At 59.6% G+C, this 21,177-nt stretch carries 24 protein-coding genes and 1 tRNA gene; 17 read left to right on the top strand and 8 right to left on the bottom strand.

What is annotated here, in order from left to right; all coding sequences use genetic code 11:
- Positions 1-3: 3 nt before the first annotated feature.
- The 4 genes from RTP54_RS08495 (at position 4) to RTP54_RS08480 (ending at position 2,747) form a co-directional block, all read left to right on the top strand.
- Positions 4-753 (top strand): alanyl-tRNA editing protein, encoded by a 750-nt coding sequence (locus tag RTP54_RS08495; protein ID WP_312361974.1) that lies wholly within the window; start codon positions 4-6, stop codon positions 751-753.
- A gap of 17 nt (positions 754-770) precedes the next feature.
- Positions 771-1,625, top strand: a complete 855-nt coding sequence (gene sseA, locus RTP54_RS08490; RefSeq protein ID WP_312361973.1) for a 3-mercaptopyruvate sulfurtransferase — start codon at positions 771-773, stop codon at positions 1,623-1,625.
- A gap of 4 nt (positions 1,626-1,629) precedes the next feature.
- Complete coding sequence (locus RTP54_RS08485) at positions 1,630-2,193, top strand: GNAT family N-acetyltransferase (RefSeq protein ID WP_112805138.1); 564 nt, start codon at positions 1,630-1,632, stop codon at positions 2,191-2,193.
- A gap of 86 nt (positions 2,194-2,279) precedes the next feature.
- Complete coding sequence (locus RTP54_RS08480) at positions 2,280-2,747, top strand: DUF1203 domain-containing protein (protein WP_312361971.1); 468 nt, start codon at positions 2,280-2,282, stop codon at positions 2,745-2,747.
- A gap of 42 nt (positions 2,748-2,789) precedes the next feature.
- On the opposite strand, the gene ald is transcribed toward RTP54_RS08480, so the two are convergent.
- Positions 2,790-3,908 carry an alanine dehydrogenase gene (gene ald, locus RTP54_RS08475; protein WP_112815449.1) on the bottom strand — a complete coding sequence of 373 codons (1,119 nt, stop codon included), beginning with the start codon at positions 3,906-3,908 and terminating at the stop codon, positions 2,790-2,792.
- A gap of 156 nt (positions 3,909-4,064) precedes the next feature.
- Between ald and RTP54_RS08470 the strand changes: the two genes are divergently transcribed.
- A complete protein-coding gene (locus RTP54_RS08470) occupies positions 4,065-4,526 on the top strand; it encodes an Lrp/AsnC family transcriptional regulator (protein ID WP_112805144.1) in 462 nt (153 codons plus the stop codon).
- A 13-nt stretch (positions 4,527-4,539) separates the two neighbouring features.
- On the opposite strand, the gene RTP54_RS08465 is transcribed toward RTP54_RS08470, so the two are convergent.
- On the bottom strand, positions 4,540-5,787 hold the full coding sequence (locus RTP54_RS08465; RefSeq protein WP_312361968.1) for a GGDEF domain-containing protein: 1,248 nt from the start codon (positions 5,785-5,787) through the stop codon (positions 4,540-4,542).
- A gap of 221 nt (positions 5,788-6,008) precedes the next feature.
- Between RTP54_RS08465 and RTP54_RS08460 the strand changes: the two genes are divergently transcribed.
- A complete protein-coding gene (locus tag RTP54_RS08460) occupies positions 6,009-7,991 on the top strand; it encodes a bifunctional 2',3'-cyclic-nucleotide 2'-phosphodiesterase/3'-nucleotidase (protein ID WP_312361966.1) in 1,983 nt (660 codons plus the stop codon).
- A gap of 213 nt (positions 7,992-8,204) precedes the next feature.
- Here RTP54_RS08460 and RTP54_RS08455 read toward each other — a convergent pair whose 3' ends face one another.
- Positions 8,205-8,525, bottom strand: a complete 321-nt coding sequence (locus RTP54_RS08455; protein ID WP_112815447.1) for an HlyU family transcriptional regulator — start codon at positions 8,523-8,525, stop codon at positions 8,205-8,207.
- A 77-nt stretch (positions 8,526-8,602) separates the two neighbouring features.
- Positions 8,603-9,868 (bottom strand): threonine ammonia-lyase, encoded by a 1,266-nt coding sequence (gene ilvA, locus RTP54_RS08450; RefSeq protein ID WP_312361965.1) that lies wholly within the window; start codon positions 9,866-9,868, stop codon positions 8,603-8,605.
- Between the two features lie 139 nt (positions 9,869-10,007).
- Between ilvA and RTP54_RS08445 the strand changes: the two genes are divergently transcribed.
- From RTP54_RS08445 to RTP54_RS08405, 9 genes are all read left to right on the top strand, one after another.
- On the top strand, positions 10,008-11,462 hold the full coding sequence (locus tag RTP54_RS08445; RefSeq protein ID WP_312361963.1) for a TrkH family potassium uptake protein: 1,455 nt from the start codon (positions 10,008-10,010) through the stop codon (positions 11,460-11,462).
- Positions 11,463-11,560: 98 nt separating this feature from the next.
- Entirely contained in the window at positions 11,561-12,133 is a 573-nt protein-coding gene (locus RTP54_RS08440; protein ID WP_409517119.1) for a hypothetical protein, read from the top strand.
- A gap of 4 nt (positions 12,134-12,137) precedes the next feature.
- Positions 12,138-12,842: an HAD family hydrolase gene (locus tag RTP54_RS08435; RefSeq protein ID WP_312361959.1), complete on the top strand. Its 705-nt coding sequence runs from the start codon at positions 12,138-12,140 to the stop codon at positions 12,840-12,842.
- A gap of 89 nt (positions 12,843-12,931) precedes the next feature.
- Complete coding sequence (locus RTP54_RS08430) at positions 12,932-13,189, top strand: hypothetical protein (protein ID WP_312361958.1); 258 nt, start codon at positions 12,932-12,934, stop codon at positions 13,187-13,189.
- A gap of 140 nt (positions 13,190-13,329) precedes the next feature.
- A complete protein-coding gene (locus tag RTP54_RS08425) occupies positions 13,330-13,575 on the top strand; it encodes a DUF982 domain-containing protein (RefSeq protein WP_112805162.1) in 246 nt (81 codons plus the stop codon).
- Positions 13,576-13,732: 157 nt separating this feature from the next.
- Entirely contained in the window at positions 13,733-13,855 is a 123-nt protein-coding gene (locus RTP54_RS08420) for a hypothetical protein (RefSeq protein ID WP_312361956.1), read from the top strand.
- Between the two features lie 846 nt (positions 13,856-14,701).
- Positions 14,702-14,824: a hypothetical protein gene (locus tag RTP54_RS08415; protein ID WP_312361954.1), complete on the top strand. Its 123-nt coding sequence runs from the start codon at positions 14,702-14,704 to the stop codon at positions 14,822-14,824.
- Positions 14,825-15,055: 231 nt separating this feature from the next.
- Positions 15,056-15,140, top strand: a tRNA-Leu gene (locus RTP54_RS08410).
- A 703-nt stretch (positions 15,141-15,843) separates the two neighbouring features.
- Positions 15,844-16,179, top strand: coding sequence for a hypothetical protein (locus RTP54_RS08405; protein WP_312361952.1), 336 nt, complete (start codon positions 15,844-15,846; stop codon positions 16,177-16,179).
- Between the two features lie 357 nt (positions 16,180-16,536).
- Here RTP54_RS08405 and RTP54_RS08400 read toward each other — a convergent pair whose 3' ends face one another.
- Positions 16,537-17,661: a phage major capsid protein gene (locus RTP54_RS08400; protein WP_312361951.1), complete on the bottom strand. Its 1,125-nt coding sequence runs from the start codon at positions 17,659-17,661 to the stop codon at positions 16,537-16,539.
- A gap of 435 nt (positions 17,662-18,096) precedes the next feature.
- On the opposite strand from RTP54_RS08400, the gene RTP54_RS08395 reads away from it, so the two are divergent.
- Positions 18,097-18,393 carry a hypothetical protein gene (locus RTP54_RS08395; protein WP_312361950.1) on the top strand — a complete coding sequence of 99 codons (297 nt, stop codon included), beginning with the start codon at positions 18,097-18,099 and terminating at the stop codon, positions 18,391-18,393.
- A 226-nt stretch (positions 18,394-18,619) separates the two neighbouring features.
- Positions 18,620-19,447: a hypothetical protein gene (locus tag RTP54_RS08390; protein ID WP_312361949.1), complete on the top strand. Its 828-nt coding sequence runs from the start codon at positions 18,620-18,622 to the stop codon at positions 19,445-19,447.
- Between the two features lie 27 nt (positions 19,448-19,474).
- Here the strand turns inward: RTP54_RS08390 and RTP54_RS08385 are convergent, their stop codons facing one another.
- The 3 genes from RTP54_RS08385 to RTP54_RS08375 form a co-directional block, all read right to left on the bottom strand.
- Entirely contained in the window at positions 19,475-19,936 is a 462-nt protein-coding gene (locus RTP54_RS08385) for a hypothetical protein (protein ID WP_312361948.1), read from the bottom strand.
- A gap of 230 nt (positions 19,937-20,166) precedes the next feature.
- Entirely contained in the window at positions 20,167-20,538 is a 372-nt protein-coding gene (locus RTP54_RS08380; protein WP_312361947.1) for a hypothetical protein, read from the bottom strand.
- A complete protein-coding gene (locus tag RTP54_RS08375) occupies positions 20,525-21,052 on the bottom strand; it encodes a Panacea domain-containing protein (RefSeq protein ID WP_312361946.1) in 528 nt (175 codons plus the stop codon). The genes RTP54_RS08380 and RTP54_RS08375 overlap by 14 nt, the downstream gene beginning before the upstream one ends.
- Positions 21,053-21,177: the final 125 nt, after the last annotated feature.

Genomic DNA, 21,177 nt, shown 5'->3' with positions numbered 1-21,177 from the left:
GCGATGACCAAGACCGTGACTGCCCTCTTCCGCGAAGACTTCTACCTCTCGACTTGCGAAGCAAGTGTCAGCGGAATTCTGGAGGATGGCGGCATCGAGCTTGATCAGACCTGCTTCTACGCCACATCGGGGGGGCAGCCTGGCGATAGCGGTTTCCTGGAGCGCAGCGACGGCAGCCGCATCGATATTGCGGTTGCTCGCCATGGCGCCACCAAGGACGTCATCATTCACGTGCCGGCGGAAGGGCAACCGACCCCCGCGGTCGGAGAGAAGCTTGTCCTGCATATCGACTGGCCGCGCCGCTACCGGCTGATGCGCATGCACACGGCCTGCCATCTGCTTTCCGTCGTCTGCCCCTTCCCGATCACCGGGGCCGCCGTTGGCGAAGACGAAAGCCGGGTCGATTTCGACATGAGCGAAACGATCGACAAGGACGAGGTGACAGCGGCGCTGAAAAAACTCATCGACGAGAACCACCCGGTCTACCTGCAGTGGATCACGGACGAAGAGCTTGCGGCCAATCCCGGGATCGTCAAATCGAAGAACGTCCGCCCGCCCATCGGCCTTGGCCGCGTCAGCCTTGTCTGCATTGGCGAGAACTCGGCGATCGACAGCCAGCCCTGCGGCGGCACGCATGTGTCGGAAACACAGGAAGTCGGCGCGATCCACATCGCCAAGATCGAAAAGAAGGGTAAGGAAAACCGCCGCTTCCGCATCCGCTTCGGCACGGCAGACGACCGCCAGGCAATCTGAACAGGAAAGATACGACCATGACCAACAACAAAAGTGCTTTCGTCGTTTCTCCCGACTGGCTGCAACAAAGGCTTGGCGATCCGAAAGTTCGTATTCTCGATGCCGCCTGGTATCTGCCCGCGCAGAACAGAAACCCCAAGGCGGAATACGATGCAGGGCATATTCCCGGTGCCGTGTTCTTCGACCAGGATGCCATCGCCGATCATACCAGTGGCCTGCCGCATACGCTGCCGACGCCGGCAGCCTTCGCCGAGGCCGTCGGAAAGCTCGGCGTCAGCGAGACCGATACGATCGTCGTCTATGACGGCCCGGGCATCATGACGGCGCCGCGCGTGTGGTGGATGCTGCGCATCATGGGGGCAAAGGACGTCTACGTGCTCGATGGCGGCATGGATGGCTGGAACAGGGACGGTCGCCCTGTCACGACGGACGTCCCCTCGCCGACCTCGGTCACGTTCAACGCCACCTTCACGCCTTCGGCGGTCACGTCCTTCGATCGCATGACGGATATCGTCAAGTCGGGTACGATCCAGATTGCCGATGCACGGGGTGCCGGGCGCTTCCTCGGAGTGGAGGCGGAGCCACGCGCCGGAATGCGCTCCGGTCACATGCCGGGTGCACGCAGCCTGCCCTCGACCACGTTTTCGGAGAACGGCAAGTTCAAGGATCTGGACACGCTGCGCAAGACGTTCGCCGACGCGGGCATCGATCTTTCGAAGCCAGTGGTGACCACCTGCGGCTCGGGCGTTACGGCGGCCATCATTACGCTGGCGCTGCAATCCCTCGGCCACACCGACAATACGCTCTACGACGGGTCCTGGTCGGAATGGGGCGGGCGCCCGGATACTACAATCGTGACCGGCAGCGAGTGAGATCATGCGCCCAACCAAACTCGCCTCGCTGACGGCGCATGTCACCGAACTGGAAATGACCGCACCGCCGAAGCAGAGCCTGCCGATGCCGGTCAATATCCAGACGGCGATCCTGCGCGTGTCGGACATTCCGCTCAACTACTATCGCTTTCTCTACCTGCGCGTCGGCAAGCGCTGGCACTGGGCCGATCGCTTGCGCATGAGCGACGACAAGCTTTCGGCACTGCTCGCCGACAAACGCACCAGCGTCACCGTGCTCTATGTCAACGGTGCGCCTGCCGGCTTCTTCGAATTGCACCAGGCCGACGATGATGTTGTCGAACTCACCCATTTCGGCTTGATGGAGCATGCCCTTGGGCTCGGGCTCGGCAAGTGGTTCCTCCTGCAAACGCTGTTTGCAGCCTGGACGTTGAACCCGCGCAAGGTGACGGTAACGACGAACAACCTCGACCACCCGCGGGCGCTGCAGCTCTATCAGCAATTCGGCTTCTCGCCCGTGGCCACCCGCGAAGCGACCGTCGAGCCGCTAACCGACCAAGAATTGCTCGCCTTCGCCAAAAACCTCTGATCGGCGCAGAGCGGCAAGAAACGGGTGTCATCCCCGCATCGGTCGGAGCACAGAGCGCTCCGACCGATGATCAAGGAGATGCACCGATGGCCTTGCGCTATATCCCGATATCCACACCAGTGGCCGAGCAGCTGCGACAGGGCGGGAAAGATGCCTATGGCAACCTGCCGGAACGGCAGATATCCGACGGCGACGGCGTGCCGTGCCGCCACTGCCTGCGCAATGTCGACGCAGGCGAAGCCTTCCTGATTTTTTCGATGCGGCCCTTCACGTCTCTGCAACCCTATGCCGAGACGGGTCCGGTGTTCATGCATGCCGACAATTGCCCCGCCTATGACGAGGCGGTGCGACCGCCGATCCTGGCTTCGGGCAAGGATTTTCTGCTGCGCGGTTATGGCAGCGACGAACGCATCGTCTATGGAACCGGCAGCGTCGTTCCCGCGGACGAGGTCGAAACGCGTGCGCAGGAGCTGCTGGCCATGGCCGATGTGGCAAGCGTGCATGTGCGCTCGGCCAGGTGCAATTGTTATCAATGCAGGATAGAAGCGGCCTGAAACGTCGGCCCGGCCGTTGCCGGACCGACGTCATGTCGGGCGTCAGGCGACGTTGAGCACTGCTTCCGGCGCGTAGGCGTCGTAGCCCAGGGCCTCTGCGACCGGGCCGTTGGTGACGCGTCCACGATGGACGTTGAGGCCGGCGCGCAGGTGCCGGTCTTCGGCGATGGCCTTCAGGCCGCGGTCGGCCAATTGCAGGCCATAGTGCAGTGTCGCATTGTTCAGCGCATGGGCCGACGTTACGGGCACGGCGCCCGGCATGTTGGCAACGCAGTAATGCACGATCCCGTCGACTTCGTATGTCGGGTCGGAATGGGTGGTTGCGTGCGATGTCTCGAAACAACCGCCCTGATCGATGGCGACGTCGACGATGACCGCCCCCTTCTTCATCCCGGTCAGCATTTCGCGCGTGACCAGCTTCGGCGCTGCGGCGCCGGGGATGAGAACGGCGCCGATGACCAGATCGGCCGAGAAGACCTCATCCTCGAGCGCGTCGATGGTCGAGTACCGGGTGTGGACACGACCGCCGAAAATATCGTCGAGCTGGCGCAGGCGAGGAATGGAGCGATCGAGGATGGCGACATCGGCGCCAAGGCCGGCTGCCATTCGGGCCGCGTGAAGGCCAACGACCCCACCGCCGATGATCGCGACCTTTGCTGGAAGCACGCCGGGCACACCGCCGAGCAGGATGCCGCGGCCGCCATTGGCCTTCTGCAACGACGTCGCACCGGCCTGAATGGCGAGACGCCCGGCGACTTCCGACATCGGCGCCAGAAGCGGCAGACCGCCTCGCTCGTCGGTGACGGTTTCATAGGCGATCGCGGTGACGCCGGAGTTGATCAGACCCTTGGTCTGTTCCGGATCCGGGGCGAGATGCAGATAGGTATAGAGAATTTGGCCTTCGCGCAGCTGCGCCCATTCGGAAGGCTGCGGCTCCTTGACCTTGACGATCATGTCCGATTTTTCGAACACATCCTTTGCCGTCGCGACAATCTTCGCGCCAGCGGCACGGTAGGTATCGTCATCCGCGCCGATCCCCGCTCCTGCCTTGGTTTCAACGATAACCTCGTGGCCGTGAGCGACATATTCACGTACCGACCCGGGGGTCAGGCCGACTCGGTATTCATGGTTTTTGATTTCCTTCGGGCAACCGACACGCATCGAGCGTTCCTCTCCTGTTGTGGGCAATTTTCGCCTCATTGACGCCCACTCAGCAAAACACGCGACGAAACGAATGTCCTTGCAAAGATGCCTTCGCCGAGGCATCACTTTCGAAGAAGATTGCGCCTTTTGGCTGGAATTTGATGGAAGCTGCGAATGAGCGAACTTGATGCCATCGATCATGCGATTCTGCGCATTCTTCAGCAGAACGGCAGGATCTCGAATGCGGACCTCGCCGCCAAGGTCGGGCTCTCACCTTCGGCCTGTTCGCGCCGCGTCGATATCCTTGAGAAATCCGGCACGATCAGCGGCTACCATGCCCGGCTCGCGCACAAGGCGCTCGACTACCAGATCATGGTGATCGTACATATTTCGCTGTCCGGACAGTTTGCAAAAACACTGGCCGAGTTCGAGGCGGCGGTGAAACTCTGTCCCAATGTGCTCGTCTGTTACCTCATGTCGGGCGAATACGATTACATCCTGAGGGTCGCGGCCAAGGACCTGCAGGACTACGAGCGCATCCATCGGGACTGGCTTTCCGCCTTGCCGCATGTGGTGAAGATCAACTCCAGCTTTTCCCTGCGCGAAATCATCGACAGACCGAATGTCGGCATATGAGCGGCAGCATCCTTTAGCGGCCGACGACGCAGTCGCGGCCCCGTCCCTTTGCCGCGTAGAGCCTGAGGTCGGCCGCTGATAGTAGATGCTCGATGCTCGCACCATCCTCTGGCGTCGATGACAACCCGATGCTGGCGGTGACCGCTTGCTCATCGGCCGTGAAGACACCGGCCGACACCGCCACCCGGATTGTTTCGGCATGGCCCAGCGCATCGGCATGCGCCAGTCCCGGACACAGGACGACGAACTCTTCGCCGCCGTAGCGAAACAACAGGTCGCCCTCGCGCAGGTGCCGTTTCATCACTTCCACCAGCTTTTGCAGAATGCGGTCTCCTTCCTGATGGCCGAAACGATCGTTGACCCCCTTGAAGTGGTCGACGTCGAGGATCAGCAGGCTGACCGGCGTTTTCGAAGCGACGGCGGCGCGCAACATCTGTGGCCCCTCGATATCGAAACGGCTGCGATCGAGGCATCCGGTCAGGGTGTCCTGGCCGGAGCGCGACAGAAGATCCTCATAGCGTTCGCGGAAGGTCAGGTCGTTGAAGATATCGCCAAGCGGCCGGTCGGACATCGCCAGGAACGGATGGCGCGATACATTGAGATAAAGGCCGATCGCCACCGCATAGAATATTGCGGCCAGCATCTTGGCGATCCATCCTCCCCACAGCACCGAAGTGGGCGCATCGTTCAGCCAGTGCAGCGCCGCGTAGAATGCCAGCTGATCGAAACTGAGGATAACGACGCCGCAAACGAGGAACCGGAGGATTGCGAAACGACGCAACCATTTGCCGAGGCGCTCGTAGAGCAGAATGATCAGCAGCGTGTCGAGGTAGAGAACCAAGGTCCCCCACACCATCAGCCCGCCCATTTCATCGATCAGGGCGATGTCGGGCGTGCGGCCTGGTACGATCGAGACGGTCTCGTGCTGCCGCAGCAGCAGGCTGAGGATGACCATGAGCAGGTTTCCGGCGAGCAGGCCGTAAATCGGCTGGCGGACCGTGGCCGCATCCTCCTTCACGTAGAGCAGCAGGATGATCATCAGCTTGCCGGAAAAAAGCACCACCGAACCCGGTGACACGATCCCGAACGGAAGCTGCACATAGAAGACCGACGCCAGGTAGGTCTCGATAAAATGCATGACCCCGAGCGCTGCGACGAAGACGCCGAGACCAAGCCGGGCACGCAACTGCAACAGCCAGATCATCGCGGTCACGTAGACCAGTGCTTCGCCGACGAAAATAACAAGATTGGCGTTGGGCATGCTGTTGAAAAAGTTCCGGTTTCGCCAACTCGACCGTTAGGCCGAAAGCTTAAAGAAAACTTTAGCCCGACCCGACACCGCCGCCATTAGACATGCAAGAATCAACTGCTTTGCGAAGTGTTGCCTTTCCGGCATAGTCGCGCCCAACCCAACGTGGTTCGCATAACACGCACGAAACTGCGGATTGCATCCGCAATGGCATTCATCAATGGAGGGTAAGCATGCAATCGACCACATCCCCGTTCCATCTCTCGCGCCGCTCGCTTCTATCCGGCGTCGCGGCCACGTCGGCGCTCATCATGCTTCACCCCTTCTCCGTCCGTGCTGCCGCCAACCAGGCGCATCTGCGCATCATGGAAACGACGGACCTGCACGTTCACGTCTTTCCCTATGACTACTATGGCGACAAGCCGAACGACACGCTGGGGCTGGCGCGCACGGCCTCGATCGTCGACGCAATCCGCGCCGAGGCCACCAACTCGATCCTCGTCGACAACGGCGACTTCCTGCAGGGCAATCCTATGGGCGACTACATCGCCTATCAGCGCGGCATGAAGGACGGCGATATCCATCCCGTCATCGCGGCGATGAACGTGCTCGGCTACGATTGCGGCACGCTTGGCAACCATGAATTCAACTACGGCCTTGATTTCATGTTCAAGGTCCTCGCCGGTGCGAACTTCCCGCTGGTCTGCGCCAACCTGACCAAAGGGGCGCTCGCAGCCGACGCCCGCCAGGATCAATTGTTCCTGAAGCCCTATGTCATCCTCGACCGCAAGGTGAAGGACGGCGCCGGCACTGAACATGCAATCCGCGTCGGCCTCATCGGTTTCGTGCCGCCACAGATCATGAGCTGGGACGCCAAGCACCTCCATGGCAAGGCAAATGCCCGTGATATCGTCAAGGCGGCGCAAGCCTGGGTTCCGCAGATGCGTGAGGAAGGCGCCGATATCGTCATCGCACTTTCGCACTCGGGCATCGGCCAGCAGGACTATGCCGAGAACCTCGAAAATGCGTCCGTACCACTGGCCGCAATAGAAGGGATCGACGCCATCGTCACCGGCCATAGCCATCTCGATTTCCCCGGGCCGAAGTTCGACAAGATTGCCGGCGTCGACAACGCCAAGGGGCTGATTTCCGGCAAGCCCGGCGTCATGGGCGGGTTCTGGGGTTCGCATCTCGGCCTCATCGATCTGCTCATCGAACGCGAAGGCGGTGCCTGGCGCGTCGTCAGTTCCACCAGCGAAGCACGTCCGATCTATCGGCGCGAGGACAAGAAAGTCATCGCAAACGTCGCCGACAAGCCGGAGGTTCTGGCGGCAGCGCAAAAGGAGCACGAGGCGACGCTTGCCTATGTCCGCACGCCCGTCGGCAAGAGTGCAGTCCCGCTCTATTCCTATTTCGCGCTCGTCGCCGACGACCCGTCCGTCCAGATCGTGAGCCAGGCGCAGACCTGGTACATCAAGGACATGCTGAAGGACACGGAGCACAAGGACCTGCCCGTGCTGTCGGCCGCAGCGCCGTTCAAGGCCGGTGGTCGCGGGGGCGCCGACTACTACACCGACGTGCCCGCCGGCGACATCGCCATCAAGAACGTCGCCGACCTCTACCTCTACCCCAACACGGTCCAGGCGGTGGTCGTTACCGGCGAGCAGGTGCGCAACTGGCTGGAAATGTCTGCCGGCATCTTCAACCAGATCAAGGCCGGCGCGTCGGATTCAGCCCTGATCAATGGCGACTTCCCGTCCTATAACTTCGATGTCATCGACGGCGTCACCTACCAGATCGACGTCTCCGAACCGCCGAAGTTCGACAAGGACGGCAATACGATCAATCCGTCGGCCAATCGCATCAAGAACTTGAGCTATAACGGACAACCGATTGATCCAGCGCAAAAATTCGTCGTCGCGACGAACAACTACCGTGCTGGCGGCGGCGGCCACTTCCCCGATATCGCTGCCGACAAGGTTGTCTTCGTGGCGCCCGATACCAACCGCGACGTCGTGGTGCGCTACATCATCGACCAGGGAACGATCAATCCGGCGGCGGACGCCAACTGGACCTTCGCCGCGCTTGCCGACACCAGCGTCACCTTCGACAGCGGCCCGAAGGCACGGCAGTTCCTGTCAGCCGTGAAGGGCGTGACCATCGAAGACGCGGGCGAAGCTGCCGATGGATTTGCCCGCTTCCGCATCAAGCTGTGACCTTAGTGCCCCCGCCATGCGGGGGCACATTCCGCCCGGTGCCGAGACTGGGGTGCGCATGGGAGGATGTCTGCAGAAATGGCGGCAACGGCTTGCTGCGTGCAATCACCGCGCAACACGGCGTTTCGCGCGCTTTAAAAAAACAGACGAGAGTCCGGCGCCAAGCCGCTGTATTATTTGTTTAAAGCATCTCGAAGAGAGTGCTGTGACGGATCAGACCTGCCGCGACTGCGCGTCGTCGGAAAACAGCGACGGCCCTGTCTGGTCGATGATCTGGCGTCCCTTGCGGAAGGTGGCATCGATCGCATCCTGCTCTGACGTGAACAGGTCGGCGCGAATGAAGCTGCGGACCCGCACGCCACCTTCACCGATCGACTTCTCGATGCTGCCAGCCAGGCGGAACTGAGCGCCTTCGCGCATCGGCGTCGCACGGATCGTGCACTCCGCATAGGCCTCGGTCTTGCCCGATGCGACGTGCGATTCGGTTTCGGTGGAGCCGGAACGGCCGAACAGTTTTGAGAAAAAAGATGCCATGAGCAAGACTTAGCCGTGGTAATCAAAGCTGTCAAAGCGAAAGTGCCGATGCCGGCACTCTGCCCAGACCGCAGCCATCATATGATCAGATTGGAGAGAATTTCGTTTTCGGTGATGTCCTGGTAGCGCAGGCCGGCCGCGTCGAACCGCGACTTCAGAACCGGGAAGTTCTCCGCGTGCCTGGTCTCGATGCCGATGAGGATCGAACCGAAGTTGCGGGCGGACTTCTTCAGGTATTCGAAACGCGAGATGTCATCCTCGTCGCCGAGCAGATTGAGGAAATCGCGCAACGCTCCCGGTCGCTGCGCCATGCGCAGGATAAAGTATTTCTTGAGCCCCGCGTGCCGCATCGCCCGTTCCTTGACGTCGGGCAGACGCTCGAAATCGAAGTTGCCACCGGAGACGACCGCAACAACGGTCTTGCCCTCGAGCTTGTCACGACCGATCGCTTCCAGCGCGGTGATCGACAGGGCGCCGGCGGGCTCGAGCACGACTCCCTCCACGTTCAGCATATCGATGATCGTCATGCAGATCGCGTTTTCCGGCAGCAACATGACCTGATCGGCGGAGAAGCGGCGAAGAGCGGCGAAATTCAGATCGCCGATCCGGCCCACAGCTGCGCCATCGACAAAATTGTCGACCTGGTCGAGCGTCACAAGGCTGCCGGTCTCGAGGCTCTGCCTGAGGCTCGGCGCGCCGGACGGTTCGCAAAACACGAAGTGGTCAGCGGCGATATCGTCTCTCAGATAGCCGGTGACGCCGGCCGAAAGGCCACCGCCGCCCACCGGCAGCACGACGAGGTCGGGCCTGACACCTTCGGGCAGCTGCTCGGCGATCTCGGCGGCAACGGTTGCCTGCCCCTCGATGATATCAAGGTGGTCGAACGGCGGCACCATCACACCATCGATCGTTTCAACGTGATCACGCGCGGCCTTGTAGCATTGATCGAAGATGTCACCGACCAGGCGGATGGTGATGAACTCGCCGCCGAACATGCGGGTCTTGTCGATCTTCTGTTGCGGCGTTGTCACTGGCATGAAGACGACGCCGGGCACACCGAAGTGCCGGCAGACGAAGGCGAAGCCCTGGGCGTGATTGCCAGCCGACGCACACACGAAGGTCTTGGCCGTCGCGCCGTCCCCCAGCACCTTGCGGAAGAAATTGAACGCGCCACGGATCTTGTAGGAACGAACCGGCGAAAGGTCCTCGCGCTTGAGGAAGATATTGGCGCCGTAGCGGGCGCTCAGATGTTCGTTCAATTGCAGCGGCGTGGCCGGGAAAATATCGCGCATCGCCGCGGTCGCGTTGTCAACATCCTGCTTGGTCACGTGAAGGCCATCCATTGAGTTTGCCGTTGGCAGCCGCTATTGCACATTGCAGCGACTGAGGCCATCGCTTTGACACGAATCGGCCGCCGGGCGAGACTGTCATTGCCTTGCGCCTCGCCAGATCACGCAGATCCATATCCGGGACATTGAACGCTTGAACGCCACCCTGATCCGGCACGCTGTGCATATATCGGCGATCCTAGGCCTCTATCTGTCGCTGGCGATGCTGGTGCCCGCGATGGTCGATCTCTACTACGGTCATCCGGATTGGCGGATTTTCGCCGTATCCGCTTTCATGGTCGGCGGGCTGTCTGCCGCGACGTTCATGGCGACGCGCACAGGGCCACCGCCCTTCTCGAAGAAATTCGGGTTTGTGCTGGTGAACATGTTGTGGGCCGTTTTTTCGGTGGTCGGCGCCATACCGTTGTGGCTGTCCTCGCTGAAACTCGATTTCGCGCAGGCGCTTTTTGAGTCCGTCTCCGCGATCACCACCACCGGATCGACCGTCATCGTCGGCCTCGACGACGCGCCTCCCGGATTGCTCCTCTGGCGTTCGCTGCTCTGCTGGCTTGGCGGCATCGGGATCGTCGTGCTCGGCCTGTTCATCATTCCCTACCTCAGGGTTGGCGGCATGTCGTTCTTCAAGATGGAATCCTCCGATACCAGCGACAAGCCGTTCGCGCGGCTGGCCAGCTTCAGCCGCGCCTTCCTGCTGATCTACGTCTCGATCACGGTGCTTTGCACGGTCGCCTACAACATGGCTGGCATGAACCGGTTCGACGCCATCAATCATGCGATGTCGACGGTGGCGACCGGTGGCTTTTCCACCCATGACGCATCCTTCGGCTACTTCGGCAGTATCCCGCTTCTGTGGACGGCGACCTTCTTCATGGCGCTGTGCAGCCTGCCGTTCTCGATCCTGATCGTGCTCGTCGTGCGCGGCCGCCTCGATGCTTTGCGCGATCCGCAGATCATTGTCTTTCTCGGATATCTCAGCGCGTTTTCGATCGCCGTCGCGATCTATCACCGGCTTGCCAACGGCGTCGAGTTTCACCTGGCGCTTGCCCATTCCTTCTTCAACATAACCTCGATCCTGTCGACCAGCGGCTATGCCAGCGAGGACTACAGCCTGTGGGGGCCGTTCGTGGTGATGGTTGCCTTCATCGCTACCTTCATGGGCGGCTGTTCCGGATCGACGGCCGGGGGCATCAAGGCCTATCGCTTCGTCGTTCTCTTCAGCGCCATCGGGTCAGGCCTCAACAAGCTCATCTATCCAAACGCGATCTACGCGGTCCGCTACGGCCGCAACACCGTCGATGCCGATACACAGCGCGCAATCTTCCTGTTTTTCACCACCTACATCCTGCTGTGGGTACTGGGCAGCCTCGGCATGGGCGCGCTTGGCTATGACTTCATCACGGCGACTTCGGCGGTCATCACCTGCCTGTCCAATGTCGGGCCCGGCCTTGGCAACCTGATCGGCCCGGCCGGCAACTTTTCGACGCTGCAGGACCCCGAACTCTATCTGCTGTCGCTGATGATGCTCCTGGGCCGTCTGGAAGTGCTGACCGTGCTGGTTATTGCGACGCCAATCTTCTGGAAACATTGACCATTGCGGCGCCGGCCCTATCGTCTTGATGAGATGCGGCAGATGCCGAAAGTCGGATCAACGGGGCAAAGGGGAGTGTCATGGCGAAACATCGGTCAATGCTGGCGGTCGTGGCCGCGGCAAGCATGCTCTGCATGTCTCTAGAGGCAGACGCCGGACCGCTCGTCGAGGCTGCCACCAAGGCCGAGCAACTGGCAACATCAGGTGATGCGACCAAGGCGAGAGAGCTCTTGAGGCAGGCCGTCGGCGACTTTTCGCAGACGCTGCCCTTTTCCATCGGCAAGGCCGTCTTCATCACCAAGGAACCGGCCGGATATGCCATGTACGAACCAAAGGACGGCGCGGTCTTCAAGGCGGGGGAAACCATCGTTTCCTATGTCGAACCTGTCGGCCTTACCTGGAAAGCGGCATCCGCCAAGGACAAGCTGGAAACGCGCTTCACCGTCGACTTCGACATCCTCAATCCCGCCGGCAAGATCCTCGCCGGGCAGAAAGCGTTTGGCGACTTCACCTTCACCGGCTACCTGAAGAACCAGGAGATCTATTCAACCCTGACCATCGACGTCTCCGGGGCTCCTGCCGGCGACTATGTGCTACGCTTCCACTTCAACGACATCAACAGCGGCAAGACGGCGACCATCGATCAGCCGTTCAAGATCGCCGGACCGTGAGACGATGCCCGACATGATTACGACGATCGGCTTCGATGCCGATGACACGCTTTGGCAAAACGAACAGTTCTATCGCCTCACCGAGGCGCGCTTCGCCGACCTGCTCAAGGACCATGCCGACACGGACAACCTGCCTGCCCGGTTGCTGGAAGCCGAAAAGCGCAATCTCGGCCTTTACGGATTCGGCATCAAGGGCTTCGTGCTGTCGATGATCGAGACGGCGGTCGAGGTTACTGACGGACGAGTGCCATCGTCGGTGATTGCAGAGATCCTTGCAGCGGGCCGCGAGATGCTGGTCCACCCGGTCGAGCCCCTACCCCATGTCAAGGAAACGCTTGAAGCGCTTCATGGCGCATTCCGGCTGGTGATGATTACCAAGGGCGATCTCTTCGACCAGGAGCGCAAACTCGCCGCCTCCAGCCTCGGCGATTATTTTGACGCCGTGGAGATTGTCAGCGACAAGACCGCCGCCACCTATGATCGCATCTTCAAACGTCATGGCGACGGTCCGGAAAAAAGCCTGATGATCGGCAACTCGCTGAAATCGGACATCGTGCCCGCGCTCGATGCCGGCAGCTGGGGGATCTATGTGCCGCACGCCCTTACCTGGGCTTTCGAGCATTGCGAAAAGCCAGAAACCCATCCGCGCTTTCGCGAAATTGCCGATCTCGGCGGCCTGCACGGTGTGCTGCAGACGCTGAGCCGGTAGCTCCGTCGGCAGCGACAATACGGCCGTCGGGGCAGTCAGACCGTCCAAGTCACAGATAGCGGTGCGCGACGGCGCATTGAGGAGGAGGCATGGTGCAGATATTGGCCGCAACCGTGGCAATGGTGCTTGCCGGCGTGCTGCTCGGCTGGGTCCTCAAGAAATGCTTCGGCATGAGCGTCCTTGGCGCGCGCATCGTCGGTCTCGCCGTCATGCTGTTCGTGGCGCCGACGATTGACGTGCTTACGGCGCGTACTCCCTACTTCGAAGCATTCTTCGCCTACGGGCTCGGCGCCATTCTCGCCGGCGCATTATTCTATCTCATCCGGCCTGCCGACGTGAACGCGTGACTGTCCCACGTCGTCCTCTAAACGGACGGCACGATCGAAACAGAGATCGCGGCCCGGCAGAAGCAAGACGCAGGTGTCGCTCGCGGAATCGGCACCACCTGTGTTACGTGCCGCCAGCAACCAAACTTGAGGTAACCCGCATGGCTGACAATTGGGACAAGCCCGTAACCTTGGCGCTGGAGGGACCGGAACAATACACCACTATCTCCAACACCACCGAAGCATCCTGGGCAATGATCGAAGACTGGCCGCTTGAAGACAGCGAACTGTTGACGCGTGCGCTCGATACATGCGCAGCCGTGATCGAGGGCAAGCAGCCGCCCGAGGCCGCGCGCAAAGCCTTCATCGAAGCGGCGCGCGAAGCCGGAATTCAGATCAAGCCGTAACTATCCCCTGCCGACATCCGGGCGTGGCCATCGCCGCTTGTTCGACGGCATTGATAGTGTGCCGAGACGGTGCAACGAACGACGCCACCGCACAGGACGATGGAACAACGGGCCTTCCAGAGGGTTGCTAGACAGAGCAACGGTCAGGAAAGCACGAATGCGGATCATCCTATTGGTTATCGTCGCCTCGGTCATGAGCATACTTGCGTTCAAGTATGCGGACGGGGGGCTTGGAAATGCGGCGATCGTCGCGACGCCCGAACAGTTGACGGACGGATAGTGTGGCGTCCCGCGCTCGGGACGTCACAGAAGATGATGGGCACGCCACGCCTGCCCTGATCGCCATTCGTATCTCGCCGGAATCACGCGGCGTTGGCGATCGTCTGATCACATGTGCATCCAATCATTGCTGGCGAATCGATCCTTGCAAGTGGTAGCGCCCACTCTCAAGCGACCCCTAAAACATGCCGAACGATCGGCGAACATCCACAGTACGAACCCGGCCTGCGCATCCGAACCTAACCCATTCGAGGGAAGAACATTAGGTGAAAGCGGTCCGCAACCGGTAGTCGTCTGCGCACACCGCTGCACGATCTCAAAGACGGACTTGGACGCATCTGCAGATGCCGATTTTCAATCAAGAACGCGCCGGGAAAAATAGGCCTTAACCGGGTCGACGATGACAAATCCCGGGATTGCCTAGTCCGGACCATCGATGTCGATATCGTCGTGCTTCGGTTTATCGCCACTGCGGTCACGTCCACTGTCGCCCCGGCCCTTGTCGTCTGTTTCCTCTAAGCGCCGGCCCCGGAGCGAAGCGCGTGCGAACAATGGCAAACATGCAAGGCGTGCGACACCGCGGATCTCGAACGCATCACAGGACGCTTCAACGCTTGGTATCGTGGTGAAATTTCAGGACTTTCTAGCCAAAAATCGAAAACGATCGAAAGGCCAATCCGGTCTTTGCCAATCCTCGGCAGCGGAATCGGCCCCGCGGTCAGACTGACTACGAGCATTCCGGACGACAATTTTCAGTCGCTCGACAGCAGTTCGACAGGTGCCATTCAGTTTCAATTAAGCCTAACCCACGGATAATGGGGACAACCAAGAATCGGGGAAATATCTGGTGGCACTTCCTGGACCGGCATTCATTCTCGCCCTCGTCGCCTTTATCGTCGTAGTTCCCCTTGCCGCCAAGAGAGCGGAGCAAGGCCGGATCTACAGTCACAGCATCACCACCAACTTCTGATTTTGCCCGGTTCAGCGCCATGCGCGGCGCGGCGGCATGGTCCGCCTCAGGATTAACGACACCACTTCAGAATTTTGCGACCTTCTCGCGCGTTCGATCCCGATAAACCGATGCGATCCGCGAGCCGGGCTGCGCCACGCAGCCAAGGCTTCTTCCTGCGCACCCGCACGACAAAAAACCGTCATCGGCCCTTCCAAATCCATGGCGCCCAAGGTACTGAAAACACAAAGTGCGGGCGTGGCGAAACTGGTAGACGCAAGAGACTTAAAATCTCTCGGCCTCGGCTGTGCGGGTTCGATTCCCGCCGCCCGCACCAAGTTGAAATCATTGAACAATCCGGCATTTCAGAGCCCGCTTATCGAGCGCAAAAGACAGGTTCTAGGGTACAAATCAGGGTACAATATTTTCGCCCTTTGTTCGCTACTCGCCCGAATCAGGCCGAATGGTTTTTTCTTGTACCCCGCGTTTCTTGCCCGTTTGGCCGCCGCGTTTTATTCTTCGCGTATGCCGCGCGAACCCTCCATAGCCCACCAGTTCGAAAGCATGGCCCAAGGCCTACTTTCAACGGGCCTTACCCACCGCATGATAGGGCGGGAGGCCAAGCTAGCGGCCTCGACGGTATTCAGGGCGGCGGTAGGCGATAGCCGTTGCCCAAGCGCCGAAAGCTTTTCGAAGCTGGAAACAGTCTGGCGTAAGCATGGTTCACCCCGACCAAGAGGCGAGCCATGACGCCGCGCGAAATTATCGAAGCGCTGATCGCCAAGGGGCATAGGCGCGACGAGATTTGCCGCAGGCTCGATATCTCGCCGGAAAGCCTCTATGCCCTTCGATATTCGAAAGCCGAGCCTAGCCGGGAACTATTGGCCCGCCTGCGCCTCTTGGCCGGGAAAGCCCCGCCGGTTCGGCATGCGCGCGGTTGCCCGGTTCGGTATGGGCGATAGGCGGCTTATGCGGCTTGCCTTCCTGACACAATCCAGCACATTCGTTCGAAACTAATGAACCATCTGGAAAGAGGGACAATGATCCGCACACTGTTGCTTGGGCTTGCTCTGGTCATCGCCACAGCGGACGGCGCATCCGCCAAAAAGGTTTGGGGCGCTGGATTTACTTCATGCCGCGTATGGCAAAAAAATCGCGCTGCGGACAACGCGGACAGCCTTCAACAGCGATCATGGATTGCCGGTTATTTGTCTGGCCACAACGTTGCATCATGGGGCAGCGATTTTCTCGAACCCAAGCCAGACGCCGATGCAATGTGGACGTGGATCGATAACTATTGCAAGGACAAGCCGCTCGCGCACCTTATGGAGGCGGTAACGGCTCTAAAAAACGAGTTGGAGGCACGCGCACCATGAAGCGCCGCGCCCCGGCTTGAGAAGCCGGATAGTTGCGGCGACGGTTGCACTTTACCGCCGCCGCGCCAGCAAGGGGTTTCCATTGGCCCCTGCCGGTTTAACGCTTCTTCACCCGCCTGCTTGCCAGCCACTCGGCGGGGCTCTTGAACTGGCCCTCGGCGGCATAGACGGTTTGGTTGGGGCCTTGAACAGCAAGTTCCTCGCTTAGCGTTCCCCAAGGCGTAACCGGGGCCAGCCTGTCGCCCGCTACGCGCCAAGCGATAACCGGCTCTACGGTATAGCCGCCTTGGGCGGCCTCGTCGGCTCGCAACGCGCGATATTCGGGCAACCCCGCCGCCGGGATGAATTCAGCCGCCCTTACCATGCAACCGCCTCGATAAAGGCAACGCGCCCCGGCCTGCGCATGGCCCAACTGACGGACTCGAGCGTGCGAATTCCCAACAAGTTCGTCTGGAAAAGCGAGGTATGCGGCGCGGCGGTATCCGCGCCCGCGCCCGCGGTTCCGGTAGCAATCGGCAAGGCCGGTTCGGCGCTATGAACGCTCGCGTCCTCGGTGATATCGAGCGTCCCGTCGTTCTCGCTCGCAACCGCGATATCGGCGGCGTCTACCAGGATCACTTTCCCCGCGGGCACGTTCTCGCTGGCGATAATCGATAGGCCGCCGCCAAGGTTGGGGGCGAGGAGCGCGGCGCGCGCAAAATCCGCGGGCGAAACGATAAGCGTCGGGTCGGCAACGTTCGGCACCGCCGCCAGCAATGCGGAAATATCGGCTATCAGGGCTTCAAGGCCCGTTCCCGTCGAGGCGGTTGTCGCCGTTACCCCGTTCAACAGTCCCGCCGGCTGGCTGGCGGAGGCCGGGGCGTTGCCCAACAGAACCGCGTCGATCCCGGCGGCGATATCCTCCTCCAAGAACCGGCCAAGGATTGTTTCGAGGCTGGAAACCGAGCGCTTGGCCATTTCGGCGGAGAACAGGCTGATAGCGCCCGCCTTGTATCCCCGGAGGCTGTTCGCGGCGAACTGGAATTGCCGAACCGGAAGCGGCAGGCCCTCGCCAATGAACGGGTTCGGAACGCTACCAGGCGTTACCCGATACGGAAGGTTTGCGTTGCCCATGGCCGCCAGTTCTACGCCCAATGCGCGGGCTGATAGCGCCGCGAAAACGCTGGTCGGCGCAAGGCTGGCCAACATTCCGACCGAAGTGCCGAGAAGATCGGCGGCCCAACCGGCAACCGAGGTCATGGCCGGGTTCGTTACGGCTTTCGAGACGAAAGCGCCGGGGGAAAGGATGGCGTCGGCGACATGGCCCGATTTCCATTGCTCCTCGGCAAAAACCAAAGGGTCGCGCTTGGCCGGAAAGCAAACGAACCGGGCGACGGCGGCGCGGACCAGCGTTCGGCGGATCGGCACTTGCTGGCGCTTTGAGGCTTGGGCGGTTCGGCTGGCGCTGATCGCCAACGATTTGACGTTATCGATCTTGCCCAACAATTCATGTCGAACGTCGCGAACAAGCGTTCCAACGGCGTCGATAATTGCCTCTGACATGAAAAACCCTCCAAAGTTGGCGCGGAGGGGTTCGTTCGTTCCATGCGGGGCCGGTCCCGTTCCCTCGCGGCTGGCTCGATTGTACCATATAGTTTCGGAACCGGAACAAACGAAATGAAATGCCGGTCAAGCCGGGTCAGTAGGGGTTATTGAGGGCGTTTTTTCCCCGTTTTGGCAAACGTCCCCAAAACATTTTTTCCCGGAAGCTACACCAAGACTTCAGCCGCGATCCGCGGCCCCTCCCTCTCTAGTGTTGTGCCATCCCCCCCGGCCCATGAGATTTATGAAACACTTACCCCCAGTAGCCCCACTCTATTGGAGTCTTGGGCCATGGCTGACGGCAAACGTTGTATTTACAGCTCTGCTGATTGAATGATGATGGACATTGAAAGGAACCGCTGCAAGATCATGGCCAGCAACACGGGACGCTCGAACGTTATCCAGTACCTACCGAACGACTGGCACGGCTCGCCATATGGCTGGCTTGTTCTCTGCGACGGCTACTATATCGGCTCGCTTCGGGGTGGGAACGGTAGCTATACGTTCCGGCCAACCAGCAAAGCCGATATGCCCGATAGCCCCACTTTCGAAAGCGAAGAAGCCTTGAAAGCATGGGTTCAGGACAATGCCCATATGCATCTTAAGCGCTGGATGCAGAAATGGCAGACTTAAGACTTAACCGGGCCACCAGCCGGCAAGGATCGGGACAGGGCGTGTTCTCGGCCTTGGCTGCATAACTCAGAGATAGCGAATAAGCTTCCCTCCCGACAGCCGTTGCTGACACCGCGCATGCAGGCAAGCTTTCTGAAGCTGCGGGAGCCAATTGCGGCAATCGCCACTTACAATCAGAGATTTTCCCCGCTCTAATCGTCCGAACGAATCGACGGAGCGCGTCATAATGAAAATAATGAGGGCCACTTCGAAACAAGAGGAAGTTGACATCGCTCCTCTCCGTTCCGGATTTGAAACCCTTTCCGCGGCAACACAAAGGGCCGTGGACGTCTCAGACGGAGCTATGGGCAAGACGATGACAGGCCGTCAAATGCGTGGCCTGTTCGTATTTGCAAAGATGATCAGCCACAATATGTCGATAATGTCGCTCGCTACTGATCTAGTGCACGATCCCGAGGAAACAGCAATTCTTGATCATTTCTCGATTGCAACGCTTGCCCGGGCGTCAATCGATGCGGCTCTAATGACAATGTACATATCTGAGCCGTCTCTTTCACTGAATCGCTGGGACTTCAGACGACAGCTGCTTTTTCTACACGATACCAACAATCGCAGTCGTTTCCTAAAGGCTCTTACCAAGCGCGGAGTTGAGTTCCCGTTCTTTGAAAGCAAGGATGTGATCAAACAAGAAATTCTCGATAAAATAAAGTCATTGGGCGCGGGACTTTTATACAGTGAAGAAAAGATCGCGGAGTATCAAAAAGGGACGTTTATGTTCGTCGACGGCGTCCGGGGGGCAGCGCGTGAGGCCGGGTGGGATGGTGACGTTTTCGACTTCAATCAATCTTACCTTTCGGCCTTTGTACATACTCATCCAGTGAGCTTCATGCGTGCCGACGACCATGACATAAAGTTCGGCGGAGCTTCTTTATTTCAAGTCGACTTCTGCCACTTCGTCTTTACCGCCGTGGCCGAATACACTGACTCCGTTGTTGCAAGGATGAGGGCATTTTCCGTTCCCACAACTGGCGACCCCAACGGCCATCTCGACTAATCTAATCCCTTTTGGGCTCAATGCTTGTCATTGGTCGCCTAGTTCCTCGCCGAGATTAAACCTGCCAACGATCTGCACTGCCAGCGCAACAAGCTCGCCGAGTTCCCATTCATGCAGTTCGGCTTCCGACAGGCGACGACCAGAGCGAACCGCGTATAGTGCGATCAGGCGCGCGCAATAATCGGCCTCGGTAATTTCCCCGCGCTGCCGCTGGCCTCCAAGGTACATCGCGCGCGACCAGGGAAGGCTGGTTAAGCTAATCACGCTGTCCCTCCACATGTGCCCGAATGCTCTCGCGCAAGTTAGTGGCAACCGCCTCAAGCGCTTCGCGAGGCCATGCACGGATTTCGGCCTCAGAAACCGATAACAGGCGGACGAATGCGCGGGTGAGAAATTCGACGCCGTCGATTTGGTCACTTTCCAGAAGAGCGGCGTCGGCGCGAACGTCGAGCCAATGCAGTTGCTCGCCGTCTCGGAAATCTGGAACATGACAATTCATCGCGCAACCCTCCGACGCTAGTGCGATTCATGTTCCTGATTTTTGAGGATAGCACGGTAATGGCGCGCGAAAGCTATCCAAGGTGATTATATCAAGGTCAGCCGTACAAGCGAAGGCAGCTGACTTTGAAACCTTCGGATGGCATCATCGGCCAACGCAGCGAGGGACGAAGCGGCCCATTCCGCCCAAGCACTGGAGTGCCCGGTCCGGCGCGCGCCCTTCAAAGTAGCTTTCGCAGGTTCTCAATAATGAGCTCGGCATGTTTTGCTGGCAACAAGTCTAGGCCAGCTTGAACCCGGTCAATGACGCCTTGGGCAAGATGGGCCGAGATGCATTCAAATTCTTTGGCGTTGTCCAACTCGAAATCAGGATGCTTGACGATGCGCGACAAGTCGACATGGCTAACGTGTCTGATAAGGCGGTGGCAACCGGCCGGTATCTGGAGCTGATCGATGCCATCTTGGCGGGCTTCTGTGTTTACCCAAATAAAGTATCCATCAGCAACGCATACGCATATCGCGTATTTGTCCTTCGGCGGCTTCGTCAGAACGGTTGGAACGATGTAGATGTGGCCAAGCTTACAAGACGCCATACGATGCGAACGTCTCCGCCTCGTTGATGATGTCTTGCTCAACCCCGTCGAGCATATCGGCGACGTTCATTTCGCCATTCAATGGCGCTTTTTTCCACGCGAGATGTTCATGGGTTTCGTCGGATATTGCGCCGAAACTGCGCTTGCGGCAGTAATCGACCGCCCAATCTATGCAAGAGATGTCCGTTTTGCTGAAATAGCTCAAGTCAGGGTCACGATGCGGCACGTACGTGGGGTGACGTTCGCTCTCACCGGGCGAAAGTGCCTCTGCCACGTTGGCGCGTTCGGGCTCAGCAACCTCATGCTTAAGGGCATTGTATGCGTAGGACGGCACCGGCCCGTTTTCCATCGCGATGTAGCGATCACCTGTTATCGGGCGGCCATAGCGGCGCAAATGCTCTCTGTCGGCGTAGTACAATGTTTTCAGCGCGTGGAAACGGCCAACCTCGCCATATCGCGTCACGATATAGAGCAGCGCCTCAACAGTCTTTTCCTTGTCAACTTGGAATCTCATGAGTCGATATATATTACCGCCCCCCGTTAAGATCAAATTAATAGCTTGGTGACAGGGCCAGCCAATGCGCAAAGCAAAATGGGCACGCTCCTACCTAGGAAAATTCCGAGGGCACCCACGGTAAG

Source organism: Ensifer sp. (genome assembly GCF_031989085.1).
GTDB lineage: Bacteria > Pseudomonadota > Alphaproteobacteria > Rhizobiales > Rhizobiaceae > Ensifer.
This window is presented reverse-complemented; position numbering and strand designations above follow the sequence as displayed.

Excerpts from the sequence above, each read along its gene's own strand:
- RTP54_RS08495 (WP_312361974.1), top strand. The coding sequence starts at position 4 with ATGACCAAGACCGTGACTGCCCTCTTCCGCGAAGACTTCTACCTCTCG.
- sseA (WP_312361973.1), top strand. The coding sequence starts at position 771 with ATGACCAACAACAAAAGTGCTTTCGTCGTTTCTCCCGACTGGCTGCAA.
- RTP54_RS08485 (WP_112805138.1), top strand. The coding sequence starts at position 1,630 with ATGCGCCCAACCAAACTCGCCTCGCTGACGGCGCATGTCACCGAACTG.
- RTP54_RS08480 (WP_312361971.1), top strand. The coding sequence starts at position 2,280 with ATGGCCTTGCGCTATATCCCGATATCCACACCAGTGGCCGAGCAGCTG.
- ald (WP_112815449.1), bottom strand. The coding sequence starts at position 3,908 with ATGCGTGTCGGTTGCCCGAAGGAAATCAAAAACCATGAATACCGAGTC.
- RTP54_RS08470 (WP_112805144.1), top strand. The coding sequence starts at position 4,065 with ATGAGCGAACTTGATGCCATCGATCATGCGATTCTGCGCATTCTTCAG.
- RTP54_RS08465 (WP_312361968.1), bottom strand. The coding sequence starts at position 5,787 with ATGCCCAACGCCAATCTTGTTATTTTCGTCGGCGAAGCACTGGTCTAC.
- RTP54_RS08460 (WP_312361966.1), top strand. The coding sequence starts at position 6,009 with ATGCAATCGACCACATCCCCGTTCCATCTCTCGCGCCGCTCGCTTCTA.
- RTP54_RS08455 (WP_112815447.1), bottom strand. The coding sequence starts at position 8,525 with ATGGCATCTTTTTTCTCAAAACTGTTCGGCCGTTCCGGCTCCACCGAA.
- ilvA (WP_312361965.1), bottom strand. The coding sequence starts at position 9,868 with ATGGATGGCCTTCACGTGACCAAGCAGGATGTTGACAACGCGACCGCG.
- RTP54_RS08440 (WP_409517119.1), top strand. The coding sequence starts at position 11,561 with ATGCTGGCGGTCGTGGCCGCGGCAAGCATGCTCTGCATGTCTCTAGAG.
- RTP54_RS08435 (WP_312361959.1), top strand. The coding sequence starts at position 12,138 with ATGCCCGACATGATTACGACGATCGGCTTCGATGCCGATGACACGCTT.
- RTP54_RS08430 (WP_312361958.1), top strand. The coding sequence starts at position 12,932 with ATGGTGCAGATATTGGCCGCAACCGTGGCAATGGTGCTTGCCGGCGTG.
- RTP54_RS08425 (WP_112805162.1), top strand. The coding sequence starts at position 13,330 with ATGGCTGACAATTGGGACAAGCCCGTAACCTTGGCGCTGGAGGGACCG.
- RTP54_RS08420 (WP_312361956.1), top strand. The coding sequence starts at position 13,733 with ATGCGGATCATCCTATTGGTTATCGTCGCCTCGGTCATGAGCATACTT.
- RTP54_RS08405 (WP_312361952.1), top strand. The coding sequence starts at position 15,844 with ATGATCCGCACACTGTTGCTTGGGCTTGCTCTGGTCATCGCCACAGCG.
- RTP54_RS08395 (WP_312361950.1), top strand. The coding sequence starts at position 18,097 with ATGATGGACATTGAAAGGAACCGCTGCAAGATCATGGCCAGCAACACG.
- RTP54_RS08390 (WP_312361949.1), top strand. The coding sequence starts at position 18,620 with ATGAAAATAATGAGGGCCACTTCGAAACAAGAGGAAGTTGACATCGCT.
- RTP54_RS08385 (WP_312361948.1), bottom strand. The coding sequence starts at position 19,936 with ATGTTCCAGATTTCCGAGACGGCGAGCAACTGCATTGGCTCGACGTTC.
- RTP54_RS08380 (WP_312361947.1), bottom strand. The coding sequence starts at position 20,538 with ATGGCGTCTTGTAAGCTTGGCCACATCTACATCGTTCCAACCGTTCTG.
- RTP54_RS08375 (WP_312361946.1), bottom strand. The coding sequence starts at position 21,052 with ATGAGATTCCAAGTTGACAAGGAAAAGACTGTTGAGGCGCTGCTCTAT.